The sequence below is a fragment of the Variovorax sp. YR752 genome, from assembly GCF_943372545.1.
Map to the genome: position 1 here is coordinate 14,611 of NZ_CALRZC010000061.1, position 22,507 is coordinate 37,117.

Annotated in this window: 22 protein-coding genes; 9 read left to right on the plus strand and 13 right to left on the minus strand. The window is 69.0% G+C overall.

Going from position 1 to position 22,507, the window contains the following annotated elements:
- The first annotated feature begins 87 nt into the window (after positions 1-87).
- Entirely contained in the window at positions 88-1,386 is a 1,299-nt protein-coding gene (locus tag AAG801_RS16290) for an aspartate aminotransferase family protein (protein WP_341889305.1), read from the plus strand.
- Here the strand turns inward: AAG801_RS16290 and AAG801_RS16295 are convergent.
- Positions 1,383-2,438 carry a sugar phosphate isomerase/epimerase gene (locus AAG801_RS16295; protein WP_341889306.1) on the minus strand — a complete coding sequence of 352 codons (1,056 nt, stop codon included), beginning with the start codon at positions 2,436-2,438 and terminating at the stop codon, positions 1,383-1,385. The two genes, AAG801_RS16290 and AAG801_RS16295, sit on opposite strands and share 4 nt — an antisense overlap.
- Before the next feature lie 105 nt (positions 2,439-2,543).
- Between AAG801_RS16295 and AAG801_RS16300 the strand changes: the two genes are divergently transcribed.
- A complete protein-coding gene (locus tag AAG801_RS16300) occupies positions 2,544-3,431 on the plus strand; it encodes a type 1 glutamine amidotransferase (RefSeq protein ID WP_341889307.1) in 888 nt (295 codons plus the stop codon).
- A gap of 6 nt (positions 3,432-3,437) precedes the next feature.
- Here AAG801_RS16300 and AAG801_RS16305 read toward each other — a convergent pair whose 3' ends face one another.
- The 3 genes from AAG801_RS16305 to AAG801_RS16315 are packed head-to-tail and all read right to left on the minus strand — an operon-like array spanning position 3,438 to position 7,487.
- Positions 3,438-4,952: an AMP-binding protein gene (locus tag AAG801_RS16305; RefSeq protein ID WP_341889308.1), complete on the minus strand. Its 1,515-nt coding sequence runs from the start codon at positions 4,950-4,952 to the stop codon at positions 3,438-3,440.
- 19 nt (positions 4,953-4,971) lie between these two features.
- Positions 4,972-6,612, minus strand: a complete 1,641-nt coding sequence (locus AAG801_RS16310) for an acyl-CoA dehydrogenase family protein (protein ID WP_341889309.1) — start codon at positions 6,610-6,612, stop codon at positions 4,972-4,974.
- 38 nt (positions 6,613-6,650) lie between these two features.
- Positions 6,651-7,487 carry a thioesterase family protein gene (locus tag AAG801_RS16315; RefSeq protein WP_341889310.1) on the minus strand — a complete coding sequence of 279 codons (837 nt, stop codon included), beginning with the start codon at positions 7,485-7,487 and terminating at the stop codon, positions 6,651-6,653.
- A 72-nt stretch (positions 7,488-7,559) separates the two neighbouring features.
- Here AAG801_RS16315 and AAG801_RS16320 point away from each other — a divergent pair, with 72 nt between their 5' ends.
- Positions 7,560-8,192, plus strand: a complete 633-nt coding sequence (locus AAG801_RS16320) for a TetR/AcrR family transcriptional regulator (protein WP_341889311.1) — start codon at positions 7,560-7,562, stop codon at positions 8,190-8,192.
- A gap of 11 nt (positions 8,193-8,203) precedes the next feature.
- Here AAG801_RS16320 and AAG801_RS16325 read toward each other — a convergent pair whose 3' ends face one another.
- The 3 genes from AAG801_RS16325 to AAG801_RS16335 all read right to left on the minus strand — a co-directional run bounded on the left by AAG801_RS16325 (position 8,204) and on the right by AAG801_RS16335 (position 10,343).
- The gene (locus AAG801_RS16325; RefSeq protein ID WP_180838947.1) at positions 8,204-8,380 is read right to left on the minus strand and encodes a hypothetical protein; all 177 of its coding nucleotides are present in this window, start codon (positions 8,378-8,380) and stop codon (positions 8,204-8,206) included.
- A gap of 103 nt (positions 8,381-8,483) precedes the next feature.
- The gene (locus AAG801_RS16330) at positions 8,484-9,368 is read right to left on the minus strand and encodes an N-formylglutamate amidohydrolase (RefSeq protein WP_341889312.1); all 885 of its coding nucleotides are present in this window, start codon (positions 9,366-9,368) and stop codon (positions 8,484-8,486) included.
- Positions 9,369-9,380: 12 nt separating this feature from the next.
- Positions 9,381-10,343 carry a tripartite tricarboxylate transporter substrate binding protein BugE gene (locus tag AAG801_RS16335; RefSeq protein WP_341889313.1) on the minus strand — a complete coding sequence of 321 codons (963 nt, stop codon included), beginning with the start codon at positions 10,341-10,343 and terminating at the stop codon, positions 9,381-9,383.
- A 109-nt stretch (positions 10,344-10,452) separates the two neighbouring features.
- On the opposite strand from AAG801_RS16335, the gene AAG801_RS16340 reads away from it, so the two are divergent.
- Positions 10,453-11,388 carry a LysR substrate-binding domain-containing protein gene (locus tag AAG801_RS16340; RefSeq protein WP_341889314.1) on the plus strand — a complete coding sequence of 312 codons (936 nt, stop codon included), beginning with the start codon at positions 10,453-10,455 and terminating at the stop codon, positions 11,386-11,388.
- Positions 11,389-11,392: 4 nt separating this feature from the next.
- On the opposite strand, the gene AAG801_RS16345 is transcribed toward AAG801_RS16340, so the two are convergent.
- Both AAG801_RS16345 and AAG801_RS16350 read right to left on the minus strand, forming a co-directional pair.
- Entirely contained in the window at positions 11,393-12,334 is a 942-nt protein-coding gene (locus AAG801_RS16345) for a tripartite tricarboxylate transporter substrate binding protein (RefSeq protein ID WP_341889324.1), read from the minus strand.
- 48 nt (positions 12,335-12,382) lie between these two features.
- Positions 12,383-15,352: a DNA topoisomerase III gene (locus AAG801_RS16350; RefSeq protein WP_341889315.1), complete on the minus strand. Its 2,970-nt coding sequence runs from the start codon at positions 15,350-15,352 to the stop codon at positions 12,383-12,385.
- 85 nt (positions 15,353-15,437) lie between these two features.
- Between AAG801_RS16350 and AAG801_RS16355 the strand changes: the two genes are divergently transcribed.
- Genes AAG801_RS16355 through AAG801_RS16365 form a run of 3 tightly spaced genes read left to right on the plus strand, consistent with a single transcriptional unit; the run spans position 15,438 to position 17,136 of the window.
- Positions 15,438-16,112, plus strand: a complete 675-nt coding sequence (locus AAG801_RS16355; RefSeq protein ID WP_341889316.1) for an SET domain-containing protein-lysine N-methyltransferase — start codon at positions 15,438-15,440, stop codon at positions 16,110-16,112.
- A 2-nt stretch (positions 16,113-16,114) separates the two neighbouring features.
- Entirely contained in the window at positions 16,115-16,927 is an 813-nt protein-coding gene (locus AAG801_RS16360; protein ID WP_341889317.1) for a biotin--[acetyl-CoA-carboxylase] ligase, read from the plus strand.
- 8 nt (positions 16,928-16,935) lie between these two features.
- Positions 16,936-17,136 carry a sporulation protein gene (locus AAG801_RS16365; RefSeq protein ID WP_341889318.1) on the plus strand — a complete coding sequence of 67 codons (201 nt, stop codon included), beginning with the start codon at positions 16,936-16,938 and terminating at the stop codon, positions 17,134-17,136.
- A 5-nt stretch (positions 17,137-17,141) separates the two neighbouring features.
- Here AAG801_RS16365 and AAG801_RS16370 read toward each other — a convergent pair whose 3' ends face one another.
- Together AAG801_RS16370 and AAG801_RS16375 are read right to left on the minus strand one after the other, a co-directional pair.
- A complete protein-coding gene (locus AAG801_RS16370; RefSeq protein WP_341889319.1) occupies positions 17,142-17,876 on the minus strand; it encodes a HEAT repeat domain-containing protein in 735 nt (244 codons plus the stop codon).
- Entirely contained in the window at positions 17,873-19,315 is a 1,443-nt protein-coding gene (locus AAG801_RS16375; RefSeq protein WP_341889320.1) for a sensor histidine kinase N-terminal domain-containing protein, read from the minus strand. The genes AAG801_RS16370 and AAG801_RS16375 overlap by 4 nt, the downstream gene beginning before the upstream one ends.
- Before the next feature lie 142 nt (positions 19,316-19,457).
- On the opposite strand from AAG801_RS16375, the gene AAG801_RS16380 reads away from it, so the two are divergent.
- Positions 19,458-20,423: a hypothetical protein gene (locus tag AAG801_RS16380; RefSeq protein ID WP_341889321.1), complete on the plus strand. Its 966-nt coding sequence runs from the start codon at positions 19,458-19,460 to the stop codon at positions 20,421-20,423.
- 26 nt (positions 20,424-20,449) lie between these two features.
- On the opposite strand, the gene AAG801_RS16385 is transcribed toward AAG801_RS16380, so the two are convergent.
- Together AAG801_RS16385 and AAG801_RS16390 are read right to left on the minus strand one after the other, a co-directional pair.
- Positions 20,450-21,124 (minus strand): response regulator transcription factor, encoded by a 675-nt coding sequence (locus AAG801_RS16385; RefSeq protein WP_056575150.1) that lies wholly within the window; start codon positions 21,122-21,124, stop codon positions 20,450-20,452.
- Positions 21,125-21,192: 68 nt separating this feature from the next.
- Positions 21,193-21,678 (minus strand): MarR family winged helix-turn-helix transcriptional regulator, encoded by a 486-nt coding sequence (locus tag AAG801_RS16390; RefSeq protein WP_101490788.1) that lies wholly within the window; start codon positions 21,676-21,678, stop codon positions 21,193-21,195.
- A gap of 146 nt (positions 21,679-21,824) precedes the next feature.
- On the opposite strand from AAG801_RS16390, the gene recA reads away from it, so the two are divergent.
- Positions 21,825-22,507 (plus strand): recombinase RecA (gene recA, locus AAG801_RS16395; protein WP_341889322.1); only part of this gene is annotated, 683 nt, incomplete at its 3' end.

Consider the following 22,507-nt stretch of genomic DNA (forward strand, 5'->3'; position numbering starts at 1 on the left):
CGGCTTCGGTTTGAGGCCCTCACAACGACAGCCGATTTCGCGGCCGATGGCTAGGCTGGGGCTCCCCCGACGAACAAGGAGCATCCGATGGCCGAAGGCGCAACCTACGACCCCGTGGTCAGCAAGCACCTCGTGCGCTACGGCATGGGGCTGAGCCCGCATGTCATCGTCAAGGCGCGCGGCGCCACGCTGTGGGACCAGCACGGGCGCGAGATCCTCGACTTCACCTCGGGCCAGATGTGCGCCACCATCGGCCACAACCACCCGCGCATCGTCGCGGCGATCGAGAAGGCCTGCGAAGGTGCGCTGCATCTGTACAGCGGCTTCGTCGGGCCGGCCGTGCCGGCGCTGGCCGGGCGGCTGGCGGCCATGCTGCCGCCGTCGCTGTCGAAATCGCTGTTCCTGTCGACCGGCGGCGAGGCCAACGAGGCCGCCGCGCGCATGGCCCGCGTGACCACCGGCCGCTACGAGATCGTGGGCCTGAACGGCGGCTGGCATGGCGTGAATGGCGGCATGGCCGCGCTCACCTTCGCCGGCCGGCACCATGTCGACTACGGGCCGCGCAAGCCCGGCACCATGTCGATCCCCGCGCCGCATTGCTACCGCTGCCCCATCCGCCATTGCCGCGATGCCTGCGACACCACCTGCCTCGACGTCGGCTTCGACATGGTCGATGCGCAGTCCAGCGGCTCGCTCGCGGCCTTCATTGCCGAGCCGGTGCTGAGCTCGGCCGGCGTGATCGTGCCGCCGCCCGGCTACTTTCCGAAGCTGCAGGCCAAGTGCCGCGAGCGCGGCATGCTGCTCATCCTCGACGAAGCCCAGACCGCCTTCGGCCGCCTGGGCAGCAACTTCGCCTTCGAGCAAATGGGCGTGGTGCCCGACTTCCTCACCGTCTCGAAGACGCTGGGCGGCGGCCTGGCGATCGGCGCCGTGGTCACCAGCGACGCCATCGAACAGGATTGCCACGAGAAGGGCTTCGTGCACGTCACCTCGCACGTGTCCGACCCGCTGCCGGCCGAGGTCGGGCTGGCGGTGCTCGACGTGCTCGAGGAAGAAGGGCTCAACCAGCGCGCCGCCGCCATGGGCGAGCGGCTGAGCCGGGGCCTGGCCACGCTGAAGGCGCGGCACGAGGTGATCGGCGACGTGCGTGGCCACGGCCTGCTGCAGGGCGTGGAGCTGGTGAAAGACCGCGAGACCCGCGCGCCCGACGCCGAGCGCGGCCGGGCCATCACCGACGCCTGCATGGCGCGCGGCCTGAGCATGAACATCGTGGCCGTCGGCGGCATGGCGGCTGTGTGGCGCATCGCGCCGCCACTGAACGTGAAGCCGGAGGAAATCGACCGCGGCCTTGAGATCCTCGACGACGCGATCCGCGCGACGAGTTAGCCGATCCCGAGCATCCGCCGGTTCGCCGCCACGTCCGCCCCGCCCGCCGCGAAGTCGTCGAAGGCGCGGTCGGCCACGCGGATGATGTGATCGCGAATGAAGCTCGCGCCCTCGCGCGCGCCGTCTTCCGGGTGCTTGATGCAGCACTCCCACTCAAGCACCGCCCAGCCCGGGAAGTCGTACTGCGCCATCTTCGAGAAGATGGCCTTGAAGTCGACCTGCCCGTCGCCCAGCGAGCGGAAGCGCCCGGCGCGGTTGATCCAGCTCTGGAAGCCGCCGTACACGCCCTGCTTGCCGGTCGGGTTGAACTCGGCGTCCTTCACATGGAAGAGCTTGATGCGCTCGTGGTAGTGGTCGATGTAGGCCAGGTAGTCGAGCTGCTGCAGCACGAAGTGGCTCGGGTCGTAGAGCAGGCAGGCGCGCGGATGGTTGTTCACGCGCTCCAGAAACATCTCGTAGCTCACGCCGTCGTGCAGGTCTTCGCCGGGATGGATTTCGTAGCCCACGTCGACGCCCACCGCATCGAAGGCATCGAGGATCGGGCGCCAGCGGCGCGCCAGTTCGTCGAAGGCTTCCTCGATGAGGCCAGGCGGGCGCGGCGGCCACGAATACAGGTACGGCCAGGCCAGCGCGCCCGAGAAGGTCGCGTGCGCCGTGAGCCCGAGGTTCGCCGAGGCCTTGGCCGCGTGGTGCAGCTGCTGCACCGCCCACTGCTGGCGCGCCACGGGGTTGCCGCGCACCTCGGGCGCCGCAAAGCCGTCGAAGCCCGCGTCGTAGGCCGGGTGCACCGCGACCAGCTGGCCCTGCAGGTGGGTCGAGAGTTCGGTGATCTCCAGGCCGTGGCCCGCAAGCGTGCCCTTGATCTCGTCGCAGTAGGTCTTGCTCTCGGCGGCGCGCTTCAGGTCGATGAGGCGCGTGTCCCAACTCGGGATCTGCACGCCCTTGTAGCCGAGGTCGGCGGCCCATCCGGCGATGGCGTCGAGCGAGTGGAACGGGGCCGTGTCGCCCGCGAACTGGGCCAGGAAAATGCCCGGCCCCTTGATCGTCTTCATGCGTGTCTCCTGATGCGCCGCACAGCATACTTCGGGGGTTCGGCTGACACACGACCGAAGTTCGATGGGCGCACAATGAACTTTGTCCACAGGGAACCCATCGAGATGTCTCAGCCTGTCGCCGCCCGACTCAAAATCGGCTTGTCCGCCTGCTTCTCGCACGCCGACCCGGCCCGCTCGCTCTTCACGAACAAGACGCTGCAGTACGTCGAACAGTCGATCGCGCACTGGCTCATGTCGGCCGGCGCAATGGTGGTGATGGTGCCCTGCCCCACGGGCGAAACGGCGCGCGGCGACACCAAGCTCTCGCATTACGCCGAATGGCTCGACGGCGTGGTGATGCACGGCGGCGCCGACGTCTGGCCCGGCAGCTACGGCGAAGAGCCTTTGAAAGACGCCTGGATCGGTGATCAGATCCGCGACCTGTACGACCTCGCACTGGTCGAAGCCTTCGAGCAGGCCGGCAAGCCGATCTTCGGCGTGTGTCGCGGCCTGCAGCTGATCAACGTGGCCTTCGGCGGCTCGCTCTACCAGGACATCGAGGCGCAGCACGGCCACCCCGAGACGGTGCGCCACCGCGACCCGGTGACCTACGACCAGAACTTCCACCAGATCGAGATCGTCGAAGGCACGCGCCTGTCGAAGCTGTTCCCCGAAGTGCGCACGGCGCGCGTCAACAGCATCCACCATCAGGGCATCAAGGGCCTCGCGCCGGGCTTCGAGGTCGAGGCCTGGAGCCTGCCCGACCGCGTGCCCGAGGCGATCCGCCGCCGGCCCGAAAAGGGGCGCGGCTACATCGCGGCGACCCAGTGGCACCCGGAGTTCCACAAGTACGGCAGCACCGAGACGGTGGACGACACGCCGATCCTGCACGACTTCCTGTGGGCCTGCGCCACCGCCCGCGTGGCGCCGCGCACGAGCATGCGCGAGATGCAGGGGCGGATTCGCAACCGGGCGTCCCGGTTGCTGCGGCAGGCGTTGTTGCGGCGCTGAGCCGCCTCAGGCTGCGTCGCGCAGCAGGTGCTTCAGCAGCTTGCCCGTCGCCGTGCGCGGCAGGCTCTCGCGCACTTCGAAGACACGCGGAATCTTGTAGCGCGCCAGCCGGTCTTCGAGAAAACGCACCAGCTGGCGGGCTTCGAGCGCCCGCCCGCCGCGCGCCACCAGCACCGCCGTCACGGTCTCGCCCCACTCGGGGTGCGGTCGGCCGATGATGGCCACGTCCTGCACGTCGGGATGGGCGCCCAGCGCGTCTTCCACTTCCTTTGAATAGACGTTCTCGCCGCCCGTGATGATCATGTCGCGCAGCCGGTCGACGATGAACAAAAAGCCGTCTTCGTCCACCCGCGCGAGGTCGCCCGTGCGGTACCAGCCGTGCGCATCGAAGGCTTCGGCGCTCGCCTGCGGGTTGTCGAGGTAGCCCTGCATCGCGGCCGGTGAACGCAGGTGGATTTCACCGACTTCGCCCGCGCCGCAGCGCCGGCCGTCGGCATGGCGCACCTCGATCGCCACGCCGGGCACGCCCGCGCGGCCGATGGAGCCGGCCTTGGCGATCGCGTCTTCCGGGTAGAGCACGGTGCCCAGCGGGCCCGACTCGGTCATGCCGTAGACCTGCACGAAACGGTCGCTGCGGTAGCTGTCGGCCAGCTTGCGCGCCATGTCGGCACCGAGCGGGCCGCCACCGTAGGCCCACAGGCGCATCGCGCTGAAGTCGTAGCGTTGTACATCGGGCACCACCGACAGCGGCGCCAGGAAGGCGATGGGCGCGCCGAAGGTGAAGGTGATGCGCTCCTCGGCCAGCGTGTCGAGAAAGGCCTTCGGCGCGTACTCGCGCAGCAGCACCACGGTGCCGCCCATGAGCAGCGTGCCCAGCAACCAGTTGTTGAGCGGCGACGAATGCCACACCGGCATCGCGACCAGCGTGCGCTCATTGCGCGTGAGCGACATGCCCGCCGCGGTGCACACCGCCGCCATGAAGACGTTGCGGTGGCTGTGCAGGCAACCCTTGGGCTTGCCCGTGGTGCCCGAGGTGTAGAGCACCTGGGCCAGCGTGTCGGTGCCGGGCGCCGGGGCCTCGTCGCCGAGCGGCGCGGCCTGCGCCATCAGGTCGTCGAACATCGGCAGGCCGTCGGCGGCGCTGTCGGTCGCGAGCCAGTCGCAGCGGTGCGCGATGCGCGCGGTGACCTGCGTCGCGAGCGTGCCGTCGGCCACGCACAGGCGCACGCCCGCGTGGGCCAGCACGTGGTCGATCTCCGGCGCCTGCAGCTTGTGGTTGACAGGCACCACCGCCGCGCCGAGGCGCCAGGCGCCGAACATCGCGGCGACGAAACCGACCGTGTTGAAGCACAGCAGCGCGACCTTGTCGCCGCTGCCCACGCCCTGGCCGCGCAGCACGGTGGCGGCGCGGCGCGAGAGGTCGGCGAACTCGGCGTAGGTCCAGGCGCGGCCTGCGGCGCGCAGGCATTCGTGGGTGGGCTGGGTGCGGGCGTGCTGGTCGAGCAGGGAAACGAAATCCATCGGTGTCGTCTTCGCGTGCTCAGTGCCAGGCCGCGCGCACCAGCGCGCCGGGGTCGCTGGTGCCGGCGCTGATGCCGGTCACCGGGCCCCAGTCGGGATCGAAGCGGCTCGACACGAACGCGGCCGAGGCGAGCGGGCTCGCGTGCTGCAGCATCAGGCCGGCCTGCGCCGCGCGCACCAGCCGCTGCGTGAAGCGGCGCGCCTGGCGTTCCAGGTCTTGCGGCGCCAGCTGCACCATCTGGCGCAGGGCCTGTACCTCGGCCTGCAGGCGCGTTTCGCCGGCGGTCACTTCCTGCAGGTGGTCGAGCACGAGGTGCGCGTCGTCGGGGTTGCGCGACACGGCGCGCAGCACGTCCAGGCACATCACGTTGCCCGAGCCTTCCCAGATCGAATTGACGGGCGCCTCGCGGAACAGGCGGCCCATCGGGCCGTCTTCCACATAGCCGTTGCCGCCGAACACTTCCATCGCCTCGCCGGTGAGCGCCACCGCGCGCTTGCAGTTCCAGAACTTGGCGGCGGGCGTGAGCAGCCGGCGCCAGGCGGTGTCCAGCGGGGCGGGCGAGCCGAAGCGCGACGCGAGTTCCATCGCCAGCAGCGTGGCGCTTTCGGTTTCGAGCGCCATGTCGGCCAGCAGCTCGGTCATCACGGGCTGGTCGACCAGCGCCTTGCCGAAGGCAAAGCGGTTGCGCGTGTAGTGCAGCGCCTGCGCGAAGCCCTGGCGCATGAAGCCGGCGCTGGCGAGTGCGCAGTCCAGGCGCGTGACGGTCGCCATCTCGATGATGGTCGGGATGCCGCGGCCCTCGTCGCCCACCAGCACGCCCCAGGCCTCCTTGAACTCGACCTCGCTGCTGGCGTTGGAGCGGTTGCCGACCTTGTCCTTCAGGCGCTGGATGTGGATCGCGTTCTTGCTGCCGTCGGGCCGCCAGCGCGGCACGAAGAAGCACGAGGAGCCGTGCTCGTCGGTCTTGGCCAGCACCAGGTGGCCGTCGCACATCGGCGCCGAGAAGAACCACTTGTGGCCGGTGATGAGGAACTCGCTGCCCCACGGGCCCTGGCCGGCCGGCACGGCGCGCGTGGTGTTGCTGCGCACGTCGCTGCCGCCCTGCTTCTCGGTCATGCCCATGCCGACGGTCATCGAGGTCTTGCCTTCGAGCGGGATGTCGCGCGCATCGTGCACGTTGGCGGCGAGCTTGTCGCGCAGGTCGGCGTACAGCGCGGCGTTGCGGCGCATCACGGGGATGCAGGCCTTGGTCATGGTGGTCGGGCAGGTCGAGCCCGACTCGATCTGGCTGTGCATGTACAGCGAGGCGCCGTAGCCCACCCAGGCCGAGGGCCGCTCGTCGAAGAACGGCAGGTTGGCGATGCCGTTGCGCCGCGCGATCGACATCAGGGTGTGCCACGCGGGATGGAACTGCACGCTGTCGATGCGCGTGCCGGTGCGAGAGTGCGTGTGCAGCTCGGGCTCGTGGCGGTTGGCGTCTTCGGCGGCGCGCAGCGTGGCCTCGGCACCGTACTCGGCGCCCTGGCGCACCAGCTCGTCGTCGCGCCAGGCGGCGCCGCCGCGCGCCACCGCGCCGCGCAGCGCGGGGTCGCTGGTGTAGACGTTGTAGTCCTTGAGCTCGGGGACCTGGTTGTCGGGGTGGATGCCGGTGGTGGTCATGGCGTGGTCTCCGTGAAGCGGTGAAAGAGGAGGCGTGTTCAGGCAGTGGCGGCGCGTTCGCGCACCACCAGCGTCTGGGTCGCGAGGCCGAGGAGGCCGCGCGTGTCGTACAGGTGGGACACGGTGAGGCCCGCGCCGCCGCCATGCATCTCGGTGCTGGCGCGCAGGCCGATCCACTCGCCCTCGGGCACGCGGAACAGGTTCAGGCTGAGGTCGGCGTTCGAGAACAGGAAATCGGTGGGCGGCAGCACCCAGCTCAGGCCATTGCCGAAGTCGGCCGCCGCCGCCGCGCGCATCGCGGGCGAGGTGGCCACGCCGCGCACCAGCGGCACCGCGAGCCGGAACCACGCGGCGCCCGCGCCAGGCTGCGAGATGTCGCCCTGCGCGAGGCGCGATTCGACGGCGGTCTGGTGGAACGAGAGGCCGTCGGGCAGGCCGGGAATGCGCAGCCGCTCGGTGCAGTCTTCGGGCAGTGGAAGCAGTTCGCGCGGCGCGTCGCCTGCGGGCAGGTTCGCCGGCAGCGTCAGCGGCGACGTCTTCAGCAGCAATGCGTGCGCGCGCGCCACCACCGTGTCGCCTGCGAGCAGGTCGATGCCGACGCGCACCGTGGCGCGCGAGGCCTGCGACTGCGTGCGCGTGACCAGCGGCGCCACCGGCACCGGCCTCACCAGCTCGAGTGTGAGCCGCGCCAGCTGCCAGCCGGGGCCGGGCGCGGCGCGTTCGGCGATGTGCGCGAGCAAGGCAGCGGGCGCGCCGCCGTGCTGTGCGCGCGGGTCCCAGGGGCCGCGCGAGAGGGTGTCGGGCTGCCACGCGTCGCCCTCGCCGGTGTAGACGGCGGGGGGCGTTGTCTCGGGGGCACGGTCGTGCGAGGTCATTGCAGAATGCCTTTCGATGGGATCAAAAATTCTAGGAACAACCCGCCCGCGAGGTGTTCGGGTTCGGCGGCCATGACCGGCGCCCGCGCACCCGCCGCCGCCCCGAGGAGGAAGCCGCGCCAGTCCCGCGCGCGCCACACCTCGCAGGCCTTGCAGGAAGCCTTTGTTCGGCTTTTGGTCGAGAAGGGATTCGCCGCGATCACGATCCGCGAGATCGCGGCCGTGGCGGGCACGGGCCTGGGCAGCTTCTACGAATACTTCGAGAACAAGGAAGACCTGGCGCGCGTGTGCCTGCACCTGCGCTCCAAGGCGCTGCTGCTGGACATGCGTGCGGTCGTGGCCGCGAACGAAGGCCGGCCGTGGCGCGAGATCGTCGATGGGGTGATCGATGCGCAGCTCGACGCGCACCGCGCGCAGCCCGTGGCCTGGGGCGCGCACTACCTGCTGGAGCGCCACCTCTCCAGCCCCGAGGCCTACCGCAAGATGTACGACCGCTTCGTGGCCGAATGGGTGGGGGTGCTGGACGCGGCGGGCGACGTGAAGGCCGACGGCCCGAAGAAGAAGGAAGCGGCGCGCGTGTGCCAGACCATCATCTACGGGCTGGTGGCGCACACCCACCTCGGCACGGGCGGGCGGCCTGACCTGCAGGCGCTGTCACGCCAGTTGCGTGATGCGTTGCGGGGCTACCTGGCGACGGTCGCCTGATGCGGGGTCGCTCAGCGCGACGACTTGTTCGTCGTGCCGCTGACGCCAGCGTCGATGGTGCCGAACACCGTCACGCCGCTGCCCGATGAAGACGTGGAGGAAGAAGACGGCGACGGCGCGGTGCCGGCGCAGCCCGAAATCAACAGGCCGGTCGCAAGGACGGCGAGGGCGGCAAGGATCGACTTCACGGCAGGACTCCAGAGAACTAAGGACGTCCCACTATAGGCCGCGGCCCTCAGCCGCCCTGTAACAAAGACACCAGCCGCCGCAGGGGTTGCGGCGTGGTGGCGTTCAGTTTGTTGCGATGCGCGGGTCGGTCGCCAGCAGCATCTCGACCATCGAACGCAGGTCGGCCTGCAGCCGAGTTGCGCCGGCCTCGTCGAGCGCCAGCGTGGCCTCGTCCATGTAGAGCTTGCGGTTGATCTCGACCTGGATGCTGTGCCGGTTCGCCGCCGGGTTGCCGTGGCGGCGCACCAGCTCCACGCCCTTGTACGGGTGGTTGTAGTCCACGCTGTAGCCGCGCGCGCGCAGGTGCGCGCACAGCCGCTGCGACAGCGCCGGGTCGGCCGTGCTGCCGTCGCGGTCGCCGATCACGAAGTCGGCGTGCGCCAGCCCCGGGAAGTCGGTGGCGTGGCTGCCCGCAATGGCTGGCATCGAGTGGCAGTTGATGTGGATGCTGTAGCCGTGCCGCGCATGCGCCTCGTCGATGGCCTGCGCCACCGCCGCGTGGTACGGCCGCCAGCACTGGTCGATGCGCTGGCGGACCTCGGCCACCGTGAGCGGCCGGTCGTAGATCGGCAGGCCTTCGTCGGTGAGCTTCCAGATCAGGCCCTTGCCCAGGCGCACCTTGGACAGCACGCGCGGGTCGGTCGACACCGGCTCGGTCCACGGGCCGTCGAGCATGGTGGTGTCGACCTCGGTCATGTCGCGGTTGGCGTCGAGATAGCTGCGCGGAAAGTGCGCCTCGATCCAGGCGGCGCCCCTGTCGCTCGCGAAGGCGTAGAGCTTCTCGACGTGGGTGTCCTCGGCCCGGCGCAGCGTGGCGAGGTCGCACACGGGCCGGAAGTCCTCGGGGTAGACGGTGCCGCTGTGCGGCGAGTCCAGCACCAGCGGGGTGTGCCCGGCGACGCTCGTCACCTGGGCGCGGGTTTGAATCAGTTTCAGAACTGGATGCATAGGCAGGGTCGGTCAGTCCAGTCGGATGCGCGCGAAGGCGGCCACCTTCTTCATCTTCTCGATCTCGCTCGCGATCTGCTTCGTGAACTCCGCCGGCGTGGTGCCCGAGGCGTACAGCCCCTGCAGCGCGAGGCGCTCGCGCACCGCGGGGTCCTTCAGCGCGGTGGCCACGGCCTGCTGCATGCGCAGCACCAACTCGGGCGGCGTGCCGGCGGGCGCGATCATGCCGAACCACGACGGGTCGTTGCTGGCCGCCTGGCCCAGTTCGCCGTAGGTCGGCACGTCGGGCAGCACGTCGAGGCGGCCACTCCAGGACACGGCCAGCGCCTTCAGCTTGCCGGCCTTCACGTGCGGCAGCGACGAGGCTACCTGGTCGAAGTACACCGGCACCTGGCCCGCGAGCACGTCGTTGATGGCCGGGCCCGCACCGCGGTAGGGGATGTGCACCATCGAGGTTCCGGTGCTGCTCTTGAACAGCTCGCCCCACATGTGGCCGATGGTGCCGTTGCCCGGCGACGCGTACGACACCTTGCCGGGGTTGGCCTTCAGGTACTTCACGAGTTCCGCGAAGCTGCCGACCGGCAGCACGGCCGGGTTGATGACGATCACGCCCGGCGCCTTCACCAGCTCGGTCACGGCGGCGAAGCCCTTGATCGGGTCGTAGGGCAGCTTCTGGTAGACGGCCGGGTTCACGCCGTGCGTGGAGAGCGTGGCCACGCCGAAGGTCAGGCCGTCGGGTGCGGCGCGTGCCAGCTCGGCCATGCCGATCGAGCCGCCCGCGCCGGCGCGGTTGTCGATCACCACGGGCTGCTGGAGGATCTTGGCCAGGGGCTCGGAGAGCACGCGGGCCGTGATGTCGGTGGCGCCACCGGGCGGGAAAGGCACGACCAGGCGGATCGGCTTGCCTTGGGCAAAGGATATTCCTGGGGCGAAAGAAGCGGCGGCCAGGATGGAGAGGAGATGACGACGTTGCATGAGGGTTCTTCCAATGGAACGATGAGTGAATGTGCAAAGCTGCAGCTCACCTGAAGCAAAGGATATACCCGATATCATTCCAATCTGGAATGACTTGATGGGCTCCCCCATGCCGCTGCGACGCCTCAACCCGCCCCTGAACCTGCTGCGCGCCTTCTCCACCGTGGTGCGCTTCGGCGGCGTGTCGCGTGCGGCCGAGGCGCTGCACCTCACGCAGGGCGCGGTGAGCAAGCAGGTGCAGGAGCTCGAGCGCTGGATCGGCGCGCCGCTGTTCGAGCGCAGCCGCAAGCGCCTGGCGCTCACGCCGGCCGGCGAGCGCTACGAAAAGGCGGTGCGCGCCCTGCTGGCGCAGCTGGAGGCGGCCACGCTGGAACTCATCACGAGCGGCGACGGCGGCGGCGCGCTGCACCTGTCGACGCTGCCCACCTTCGGCGCCAAGTGGCTGATTCCACGCCTGCCCGACTTCCAGCAGCGGCACCCGCAGATCACGCTGCATTTCGTGCCCTTCGTGCACGGCTACGACTTCGAGCGGCCCGAGCTCGACTGCGCCATTTTGTTCGGCGACGGCCACTGGCCCGGCGCGCGCTCGCACTACCTCGCGGGGCAGGACGTGGCGCTGATCGCGCCGCGCGCCGCGCAGGCCGAGGCCCCCATCCGCACGCCGCAGGATGTGGCGCGCTGCACCCTGCTGCGGCATGTGAGCGTGCCGCAGTCGTGGCTGCACTGGAGCGAGGCGCACGGCGTGCGCGGGCTCGACCCGCTGGCCGGCCTGCAGTTCGACCAGTTCCAGACCATGATCCGCGCCGTCATGGCCGGCATGGGCGTGGCGCTGGTGCCGCGCTGCCTGGTGCAGGACGAAATCACGTCGGGGCTGGTGGAAGAGCCGCTGCCCAATGGCGGCTACCGGGGCAGCGAGGGCTACTGGTTCTGCTACCCCGAGGGGCGCGGCCAGCTGGCCACGCTGGACCATTTCCGCAACTGGCTGCTGGCCGAGGTCGATCGCAGCGGGGAAGCGATGGCGCTGCCGCTGGCTGCGCCGGCCTGAGCTGCTACTCGGGCTTCGCGCCCGACGCCTTCACCGCCGCACCCCAGAGCCCGATCTCGCTCGCCACGAAGCGGTCGAACTCGGCGCCGGTCGTCGGTGCCGGCTCGGAGCCCCGGTCGCGGATGAAGCGCGCCATCTGCTCGCTCTTCAGGATGTCGGTCACTTCGTGGTTCAGCCGCGCCACGATCTCGGGCGGCGTGCCGCGCGGGGCCATCAGGCCGAGCCAGCCCACGGCTTCGAAGTTTTTCGTGCCCGCCACGCCGGTCTCGCGCACGGCAGGCACGTCGGGCAGTTGCGACGAGCGCGTGGCCGACGTCACCGCCAGCGGCACCGCCCTGCCCGACTTGATGTGCGGCAGTGCGGCCGTCACCGAGTCGACCATCAGCGGCACCTGGTTGCCCAGGAAATCCGCCTGCGCCGGCCCGCTGCCGCGGTACGGAATGTGCGTGATGAACACATGCGCCGCCGACTTGTACATCTCGCCCGACAGGTGCTGCGTGCCGCCGATGCCGGCGCTCGCGTAGCTCAGCTTGCCGGGCTCGGCCTTGGCGCGCGCCGTGAGGTCGGCCAGCGTGCGGATGCCGCTTTCGGGCGTGGCCAGGAACACCAGCGGCACCTTCGCAATCAGCGAGATGCCGACCAAGTCCTTGCGCGGATCGAAGCCCGGCTTGGCATAGAGCGTCTGGTTCACCGCCATCGCACTGCCGGCCACCACGAGCGTGTAGCCGTCGGGCGGCGCGCGCACCACGAACTCGGTGCCGATGTTGCTGCCCGCGCCCGCCTTGTTGTCGACGATCACGGGCTGGCCCAGTCGCTTGCCGAGCTGTTCGGCGAGCGCGCGGGCAAAGATGTCGGTGGCCTGCCCGGGTGGGAAAGGCACGACCAGCTTGACGGGCTTGTCAGGCCACGCGGCGGCCTGGGCCAAGCCCGCGCCGCCCAGCAGCATCGCTGCTGCGGCCAGCGCGGTGGTGAGGTGTCTGCGCTGCATGCGTCGTCAGGCCGCGTCGGGCGCCGAGAGGTGCTTGCCCACGATGCCCGCGAGTTCGAACATCGTCACCTGGTCCTTGCCGAACACGGGCTTGAGCTTGGCGTCGGCATTGATCGCGCGCTTGTTGGTCGCGTCCTGCAGGCCGTTGGCCTTGATGTAGTCCCACAGCTTCTTGATGACTTCGGTGCGCGCCACCGGTTCGGCGCCGATCACCGCGGCCAGCGAGTCGCTCGGCTTGAGGCCCGCACCCGGCTTGCGCGGCTTGGCCACCTTCTTCTCGGCTGGTGCCTTCTTGGCGGCGGGCGTCTTCTTCGCCGCGACCTTCTTGGCCGCCGCGGTTTTCGCGGCCGGCTTGCCGAAGGTCTTGCGCGGCGGGAACTTGCTGCCGCCTTCGCGCGGTGCGAATTCGAAGGTCACCTTGCCCTCGTCCTTGTTCCAGGTCAGGAAGGCCTTGAAGGCGCGGCGCGTGCGCATCGACACGAACTTGTCGAGCAGGTCGGTCTTGCCGGTGGCGAGCAGCTTCTCCACCTGGTCGCGCTCGACCGGTTGCTGCAGGATGATCTTGCCGGTCTTGAAGGTGCAGCTCGGGGTCGGCTGATCGTTCGTGGGCACCGACTTCTCGCAGACGTAGTTGCTGCCGTGATCGAACACCGGCGCGCCGCACACGGGGCATGGGCCCACGGTGTCCTGCGCGCTGAAGTCGACGATCTCGCCGCTCTCGGCGTTCTTGTCGTCGCCGAAGTCGAACTCCAGCTTCCAGTTCTTCGCTTCTTCCTCGTCGTACTTGAGGATGATCTCGGCCGTGAAGGGCCAGCCCGCCTTGGAGCGGAAGCCGTCGAGCGGACCGATGTGCTTGTCGCGCACCAACGCCTCGGCCTCGACCACCTCGAAGGTGCGCCCGGCCGGCGACTTGCCGAACGAGAAGCCGCAGGCATCCTCGCCCGTGCCGCTCTTGCCGGTGCAGCCGTAGCGGCGGTAGTTTTCCTTCACCACGCCGCCGCAGTTCGGGCAGGGCGTGGCGAGCGTGGCGTAGTCGCCGGGCACGGTGTCGCGGTCGTACTCCTTGGCCTTCTTGACGATGTGCTCCGTCATCTCGGCGATCTCGCGCATGAAGGCGTCGCGGCTCAGGGCGCCCTTCTCCATCTGCGCGAGCTTGTATTCCCACTCGCCCGTGAGCTCGGCCTTGGAGAGTTCTTCCACGCCCAGGCCGCGCAGCAGCGTCATGAGCTGGAAGGCCTTGGCGGTCGGGATCAGCTCGCGGCCTTCGCGCAGCATGTACTTCTCGGCGATCAGCCCTTCGATGGTGGCCGCGCGCGTGGCTGGCGTGCCCAGGCCCTTCTCCTGCATGGCCTCGCGCAGCTCGTCGTCGTCGATGGTCTTGCCGGCGCCTTCCATGGCGCCCAGCAGCGTGGCTTCCGAATAGCGGGCCGGCGGACGCGTCTTCAGGCCCTTGAGGTCGGCCGACTCGGTGTTGACGATCTCGCCCGGCTTCACCGGCACGAGGCGCTTGCCGTCCTTGTCGTCTTCCTTCTCGTCGTCCTGGGCTTCCTTGCCGTAGATGGCGAGCCAGCCCGGCTTGACCAGCACCTTGCCGTCGGTGCGGAAGGGGTACTTCTTGCCGCCCTGCTCCACCGTGCTGATGCGCGTGGTCACCTGGTGTTCGGCGCTCGGGAAGAACACCGACAGGAAGCGGCGCACCACGAAGTCGTACAGCTTCTGCTCGGCTTCGCTCAGGCCGCTCGGGGCCTGCAGCGTCGGGATGATGGCGAAGTGATCCGACACCTTGGCGTTGTCGAAGATGCGCTTGTTGGGCTTGACGTAGTTGCCGTCGACCGCCTGCTGCGCGAACGGCGCCAGGTGCTTCATGCCGCTGCCGGCGAGCATCTCCATGGTCTGCTTGACCACCGGCAGATAGTCTTCCGGCAGCGCGCGCGAGTCGGTACGCGGGTAGGTCAGCGCCTTGTGGCGTTCGTACAGGCTCTGCGCCAGCGCGAGCGTGGTCTTGGCGCTGAAGCCGAAACGGCCGTTGGCCTCGCGCTGCAGCGAGGTCAGGTCGAACAGCGCGGGCGAGGCCTGCGTGGTGGGCTTGCTTTCTTCGGTGACCGTGGCGGGCTTGCCGCGCGAGGCGTCGGCGATGGCGCGGGCTTCCTGCTCACTCCACACGCGGTCGGCGCGTTGCTCGGCATCGGGCTCGCCGTTGGCCAGCAGCGGCGCGTTGGCCTTCTTCCAGTCGGGGTTGAACCACTTGCCCGGGTACTGGCCGGCCTCGGCCGCAAAGCTGCCATGCACTTCCCAGTAGTTGCGCGAGACGAACTTGCGGATCTGCTCCTCGCGCTCCACCACCACCGACAGCGTCGGCGTCTGCACGCGGCCCACGGTCGTGAGGAAGAAGCCGCCGTCGCGCGAATTGAACGCGGTCATGGCGCGCGTGCCGTTGATGCCCACCAGCCAGTCGGCCTCGGAGCGCGAGCGCGCGGCGTCGGCCAGGCCCTGCATCTGCTTCTCGGTGCGCAGCTGGTCGAAGCCGTCGCGAATGGCTTGCGGCGTCATCGACTGCAGCCACAGGCGCTTCACCGGCTTGCCCAACGGGCTCTTGCCGCCTGCGTACTGCTCGATGAGGCGGAAGATCAGTTCGCCCTCGCGGCCCGCGTCGCAGGCGTTGATGAGCTGCGTCACGTCCTTGCGCTTGGCCTGCTTGACCACGGCGTTCAGGCGCGTCTTCGTCTTGTCGACCGGCTTGAGGTCGAAGTGCGGCGGAATCACCGGCAGGTTGGCGAAGCTCCACTTGCCGCGCTTCACGTCGAATTCTTCCGGCGCCTGGATTTCGACCAGGTGGCCCACGGCACTGGTCACGACGTAGGTGTCGTTCTCGAAATGCTCGTCATGTTTGTCGAACTTGCCGGCCACCGGCGTGAGCGCCCGGACGATGTCCTGGGCCACCGACGGCTTTTCTGCGATTACCAAAGTTTTTGTCATCTGAGGGCTCTCTATACTCTGCGGCTTCCCGCGTGCACACGCGCGCACACGCATGTGTGCATATTCAACCTAACAGACTTCGGCGATGCCTTCCAAATCCCCACTTTCCGGCGGCCGCCGCATTCAGACGCGCCGCTCCGATGTCCACGGCAACGGCGTGTTCGCCGTGCAGGACCTGGCGGAAGGCGAAACGCTGATCGAATACAAGGGCCAGGTCATCAGCTGGAAGGAGGCGCTGCGCCGCCATCCGCACGACCCTGCGCAGCCCAACCACACCTTCTACTTCCACATCGACGACGGTCGTGTGATCGACGGCAATGTCGAAGGCAACGCTGCGCGCTGGATCAATCACTCGTGCGAGCCGAACTGCGAGGCCGACGAAGTCGATGGGCGCGTTTATATCAAGGCCCTGAGAAACATCGCCGCCGGTGAGGAACTCAACTACGACTACGGCCTGGTCATCGACGAGCCGTACACCGAGAAGCTGCTGTCCGAGTTCCCGTGCTGGTGCGGCTCCGAGCAGTGCCGCGGCACGCTGCTGACGCCGAAGGACGAGGACGAGGAAAAGGACAAGAAGAAAAAGAAGAAGGCCAAGAAAAAAGCCGAGAAGAAGAAGGCCGAGGCCAAGGAAGCGAAGAAGGCTGAAAAGAAAGCCGAGAAGAAAAAAGCGGACAAGAAGGCCGACAAGAAAAAGGCCGACGGCAAGAAGAAATCCGAGAAGTCCAGCAAGGACGACACGCCGTCCGCCGCCGGAGACTGACCATGGGCACGCCGGCCTCCGCCTGGTTCGAAGACCGGATCGCCGCGGCGGTCGCGCCGCTGCTGCCCGGCTTCGCAGTCGAGGCCGTCGCCGAAATCGATTCCACCAACACCGAGCTGATGCGCCGTGCGCGCGCCGGCCGCACCGACCCCGTGCTGCTCGTGGCCGAGCGCCAGACGGCCGGGCGCGGTCGCCTCGGCCGCCCCTGGCAGAGCGCGCAGCAGCCCGAGGCGCCCGCCTCCCTCACCTTTTCGCTCGGCATGCCGCTGGCGCCGGCCGACTGGTCGGGCCTGTCGCTGGCCGTGGGCGTGACCGTGGCCGAAAGCCTCGACCCGACGGGCGCGCACCAGGTCGGCCTCAAGTGGCCCAACGACATCTGGGTGAACGACCGCAAGCTGGTCGGCATCCTCATCGAAACCGCGATGCCGCAGACCGCGCGCCCCGATGCGGCGCGCTACCTCGTGGTCGGCATCGGCATCAACATCGGCCCGCGCGAAGGCGACGGCATGCGCACGCCGCCGGCCTGGTTGCGCCAGTGGCAGCCCGACGCGTCCGCGCCCGAGGTGCTGCAGGCGCTGGCCGAGCCGCTGGTGCGCAGCGTGCTGGCCTTCGAGGCGAACGGCTTCGGGCCCTTTGCCGAACGCTTTGCGGCGCGCGACGTGCTGCGCGGGCGCGAGGTGACGCTCAGCGACGGCACCGCCGGCCTGTGCGAAGGCGTGGCCTGGGGCGGCGAGCTGCAGGTGCGCACCGACGCCGGCCTGCAACTCATCTCGAGCGACGAAGTGAGCGTGCGCCCGCGCGGCATGTCTTTCTGAGCGAGGGCATGAAGCTGCGCCTGGTCCTCATCGCCCTGCTCGCGGCCAACGCGGGCTATTGGCTGTGGACGCGCGGTGACCTGGCCGGCTTCGGGCTGGCACCCGCGGCGCTCGACGAGCGCGAGCCGCAGCGCGTGGCGCGGCAGATCCACCCCGAGTGGTTGCAGATCCGCAAGGAAGCCAAGCCTTCGGGCACGCCCGCGCCTTGAGCTGATCAGGCGGCCGCAGCGCGCGCGAACATGCGTCGCGCCTTGGCCAAGGCGGCCTGCAGTTTCTCTTCCGACGGCGGCTCGTGCGAGCTCGAACTCAGGCCGAACTTCTTGCCCGCGATTTCCTGCACCGCGACCAGGATGCTGCCCAGCACGACCGGATCGGTCTCGGTGTCGAGCGCCTGCCGCAAAGGCTCGAGCGCCTTGGGCGCGGCGCTGCGGCGGCTCAACACGATCTGCATCAGCGCGCTCGCGGCCCATTGCCGGTTCGCGGCGGCGGCATCGTGCGTGAGCAGCGGCACCACCTTGGCGATGTCGGTCGTGCCGCCGAGCCAGCCGATCACCCACAGGCCCTTGCAGCGCAGCTCGTCGTGCGGCGACGCGAGCGCGGCGCGCGCCAGAGTTGCGGTCTCTTTCAGCCGGCGGCCCTTGCGGTACTTGAAGGCGCCGAGCATCTGCAGCACCGTGGCCTGCATGGCCGGGTCGGGCTCTTGCTCGAACTGCGTGAGCAGATGGTCCTCGGCTTCGTCGCCACGCTCGCCGAACTTGCGACAGAGCCAGTCGTAGAGCTCGCTGTCCATGCCCGTGTCGTGCAGCAGCGCGTAGTGGAAGGCGAGCGCTTCGGGCGATTGCAGCTCGAGCAGGTCGGCGCCGAAGTCGAACATGTCCGACACGTCGGTGTCGATGCGAATCTCTGCGAAGCGCTGGCGCAGCGCGTCGAGCGTGGGGGGCGAACTCATTCCGAAGGGGCCTCCTCGAAGCGCACGGTAAAAAGCGCGCCCGGCGGATGCTTGCCGGGGTGTGCGTCTTCCAGTTTCACCCGCGCGCGGTGTTGGTTGGCGATCTCGCGCACGATCGGCAGGCCCAGCCCGGAGCCGTCGGCCTCGTTGCCGAGCACGCGGTAGAAGGGCTCGAACACCAGCTCGCGGTCGGCCTCGGCGATGCCGGGGCCGTTGTCTTCCACTTGCACGAGCTGCACATGGCCGAAGGGGTCGGCCAGCACGCGGGCGGTGATCACACCGGGGCGCTCGGGTGTCGAGGGCGTGTAGTTGAGCGCGTTGTCGACCAGGTTGCGCACCAGCTCTTTCAGCAGCGTCGGGTTGCCGTCGACCATCACGCCGGGCGCGCCGGCCTGGGCGCCGTCGTAGCCCAGGTCGATGCGCTTCTCGATCGCGCGCGGCACGGCCTCGCGCACCACCTCGATGGTCAGCCGTGCGAGGTCGCAGGGCTGGCAGTGCGTCATCGCGCTGGTGCCCTCGGCGCGCGCCAGCGACAGCAGCTGGTTCACCGTGTGCGTGGCGCGCACGCTGGCGCGGCCGATCTGCTTGAGCGACTGCTTCAGCTCGTCGGCGTTGGCGCCCTCGCGCTGCGCCAGGTCGGCCTGCATGCGCAGGCCCGCGAGCGGCGTCTTCAGCTGGTGGGCGGCGTCGGCCAGGAAGCGCTTCTGCGTGAAGATGGAGTCGTTGAGCTTGTCGAGCAGCTCGTTCACCGACGACACCAGCGGCACCACTTCGAGCGGCACCGAGGACTCGTCGAGTGGGCTCAGGTCGCCGGGGCGGCGCTCGCGGATGCGCGCCTCGACCACCGACAGCGGCTTGATGCCGCGCACCAGCGCCAGCCAGATCAGCAGCACCGCCAGCGGCAGGATCGCGAACTGCGGCAGCAGCACGCCCTTGATGATCTCGGTGGCGAGCACCGCCTGCTTCTCGCGCGTCTCGGCCAGTTGCAGCAGCGAGGGCGGCACGTCGTCGCTGCCGCTGGGAATCCACAGCGAGGCCACGCGCACCGGTTGGCCATGCACCGTGCTGTTGTGCAGCAGGACCACGTTGGTGCCGGGCGGGTCGTCCACGTTGGGCTGCGGCAGGTCGCGCTCGCCGTGCAGCAGCGTGCCGTGGCCGTCGAGCAGCTGGTAGTAGATGTGGCCGGCGTCGTCGGCGCGCAGGATTTCGCGCGCGGACTGCGACAGCACGAAGTGCGTCTGCCCCTGCTTCACCGTGACCAGCTCGGCCAGCACCTTGACGTTGTGCTCCAGCGCGCGGTCGTACGGCGCGTTGGCGATGCCCTGCGCCACCAGCCACGTCACGCCGATGCTCACCGGCACGAGCAGCAGCAGCGGCGTGAGCATCCAGTCGAGGATTTCGCCGAACAGGGAGCGCTGGGCGCGCTGGAAGAGCTTCAAGGGAGTTCCTGGCAAGGCGAAAGAACGCTGGCGAGCGTGAACTAGTGCTGCGATTCGCAGCTGTGTCGTTTCATTGACGAGGTGTGACTGGTTGTAGCCTTGGCGTGCAGTTTCTGCAATTCAAAAACATCAGGGAGAAATCATGAAGCAAAAGACCGTGGGCGGCTGCCCCAAGCCGCTCTGGATGGCCGCGACCGTGTTGGCCGCCAGCGTGGGTGTGACCGCATGCGGCGGGGGTGGTGGCGGGGGTGGCGGTGGCATGCCGATGCTGCCGATCGCACCGGTTCCGGCGCCTGCACCGGCACCCGAGCCTTCGCCAGCGCCCACGCCCGCACCGGCCGAGAACCGCGCCGCCGTGCCGGGCTCCGAGCCGTCGCCCTCGCTGAGCGCGCCGCAGCCCGGCTCCACCGCCGCGGTGGGCAACGACAGCGAAGGCATCTATGCCGGCGTGCGAGGCATCGCCTTCGTCGGCACCAACGGTTTGTTGGCAGGCAGCTTCCTCGGGACCACGATGTGGGGTTCGCTGAAGGTCACGGGGCTCGACTGGTCCTTCAACCCGGACACCGAGTTGTATGTCCCGCCCAACGCGTATCCGGTGACCGGCTCGGGCACCTTCACGCCGAAGAAGTCGGTGAATGGCACCTACGCCTACGACAACGGCAGGCCGTCCGATATCGGCCCGCTGGCCTACACCATCGAGAACGCGCTGGCGGTGTCGCAGGCGAGCATGACCGGCAAGTGGTCCAACGTCGACAGCAGCCCGAGCCTCGGCGTGACGGTGCAGGTCGACGGCCAGGGTGCGTTCACCGGCACCACGAGCGGCGTGCAGATCGGCCAGTGCACGCTCTCGGGCACCGTCGCCCTGGCGCAGCCCGGCTCCGCCAAGAACATGTACGGCCTCACGCTGAAGGCCGTGAACGCCGCCACGGCCAGCGCGGACGACTGCAAGCTCACCCCCGCCGCCACCGGCAGCTATGCCGGGCCGGCCCTCATCGGGCTGGTGCCGGCGGGCGTGTACGACAGCAACGGCTACTTCCGCAGCCTCATGTTCCTGGTCCGCTCGAACACCGGCGCCACGCTGCTCGTCAACCTGCGCAAGCAGCCCTGACGGCGTTCTGCGCGGGCGGGGCACGCTCAACCGGGAATCTTCTCGAGGCAGTAGCCCAGCCCGCGCACCGTCGCGATGCGCACCGGTCCTTTTTCGATCTTCTTGCGCAGGCGGTGGATGTAGACCTCGATGGCGTTGATGCTCACCTCTTCGCCCCATTCGCACAGCCGGTCCACCAGCTGGTCCTTGCTGACCAGCCGGCCGGCGCGCTGCAACAGCACTTCGAGCAGGCCCAGTTCGCGCGCCGACAGCTCGATCATCTTGCCGTCGATGGTCGCCACCCGGCCGGCCTGGTCGTAGACCAGCGGGCCGTGGCGGATCGCGTTGCTGGTGGCGCCCATGCCGCGCCGCGTGAGGGCGCGCACACGCGCCTCGAGCTCCTGCAGGCTGAAGGGCTTGGCCATGTAGTCGTCGGCGCCGTGGTCCAGGCCCTTCACGCGTTCTTCGACGCTGTCGGCCGCCGTGAGCACCAGCACGGGCAGCTGCGAACCGCGCGCGCGCAGGCGCTTGAGGATCTCGATGCCGTGCAGGCTGGGCAGCCCGAGGTCGAGGATCAGCAGGTCGAATTCGCTGTGGGTCATGAGCGCGGTGTCGGCCTGCGAGCCGTTGGCCACATGATCGACCGCCGCGCCCGAGGTGCGCAGGCTGCGCAGCAAGGCATCGGCCAGCACCTGGTCGTCTTCGGCAATCAGTATCCGCATGTGCGCCACCTCCGGCTTCTCAGTCAGTGTCGGCGCCCCTCGGCGCTCGTTGTCCCATGACGCGCAGTCTAGCCCGCTGTGTAGGCCTCGAGTCCGATGGTTACCACGGTGGCAATCTCGTCGCCCACGCTGGCGCGGAACTCGCGCTCGGCCTGCGTGACGGCGCGGCGGAAGGCGTCGAGCCAGGCCAGCCCGTCGGCCGTGAACAGCACGCGCCGCGCGCGCGCATCGAGCGGATCGGGCCCGCGCGTGACCAGCCCCCAGGCCTCGCACTGGTCGACCAGCGTGCCCATGGCCTGTTTGGTCATGCCGGCGCGCTCGGCCAGCTCGGTCAGGCGCGAGCCCTCGCGCGCCAGGTGCCGCGTGATGTGGATGTGCGCCGCGCTCACCTGGGCGCGCGCCGCGAGGTTCGACAGCGCCAGCGGCACCTCGATGTCGTGCGCCATCAGCGCCAGCACGCGCTCGTCGAAACGGCGCATGGCGTGGCCCAGCAGGCGGCCCAGGTGGGTCTGCCGCCAGGCGTCGGGATCGGTGGGAAAGGCGGGGCCGGACATGGCGTCAGATGGTAAGGCAAACTGACTTTAAAGTGGGTTTGCAAAGCGTAATGAGCCCCTACACTACTGTTCAAGCATCCAGCCTGTGGTTAAAAGCAGATGGATGAAACCCGACACAAACCGTTGATATTCAAGGAGATTTCCACATGGACGCAGTCGTCAAGGGCGCAAGCATCTCGGTCGCCAACAGTGAAAAGGCCAAGGCCCTCCAGGCCGCGCTGGCCCAGATCGAAAAGCAATTCGGCAAGGGCACGATCATGCGGCTCGGCGAAGGCGAGGCGCTCGAAGACATCCAGGTGGTCTCCACCGGCTCGCTGGGCCTGGACATCGCCCTGGGCGTCGGCGGCCTGCCACGCGGCCGCGTCATCGAAATCTACGGCCCTGAGTCGTCGGGCAAGACCACGCTCACGCTGCAGGTCATCGCCGAAATGCAGAAGCAGGCCGGCACCTGCGCTTTTGTCGACGCCGAGCACGCGCTCGACGTGCAGTACGCCCAGAAGCTCGGCGTGAACCTGTCCGACCTGCTGATCAGCCAGCCCGACACCGGCGAGCAAGCGCTCGAAATCGTCGATTCGCTGGTGCGCTCGGGCGCTGTCGACCTGATCGTCATCGACTCGGTGGCCGCACTCACGCCGAAGGCCGAAATCGAAGGCGAAATGGGCGACTCGCTGCCCGGCCTGCAGGCCCGCCTGATGAGCCAGGCGCTGCGCAAGCTCACGGCCACGATCAAGAAGACCAACTGCATGGTCATCTTCATCAACCAGATCCGCATGAAGATCGGCGTGATGTTCGGCTCGCCCGAAACCACCACCGGCGGCAACGCGCTGAA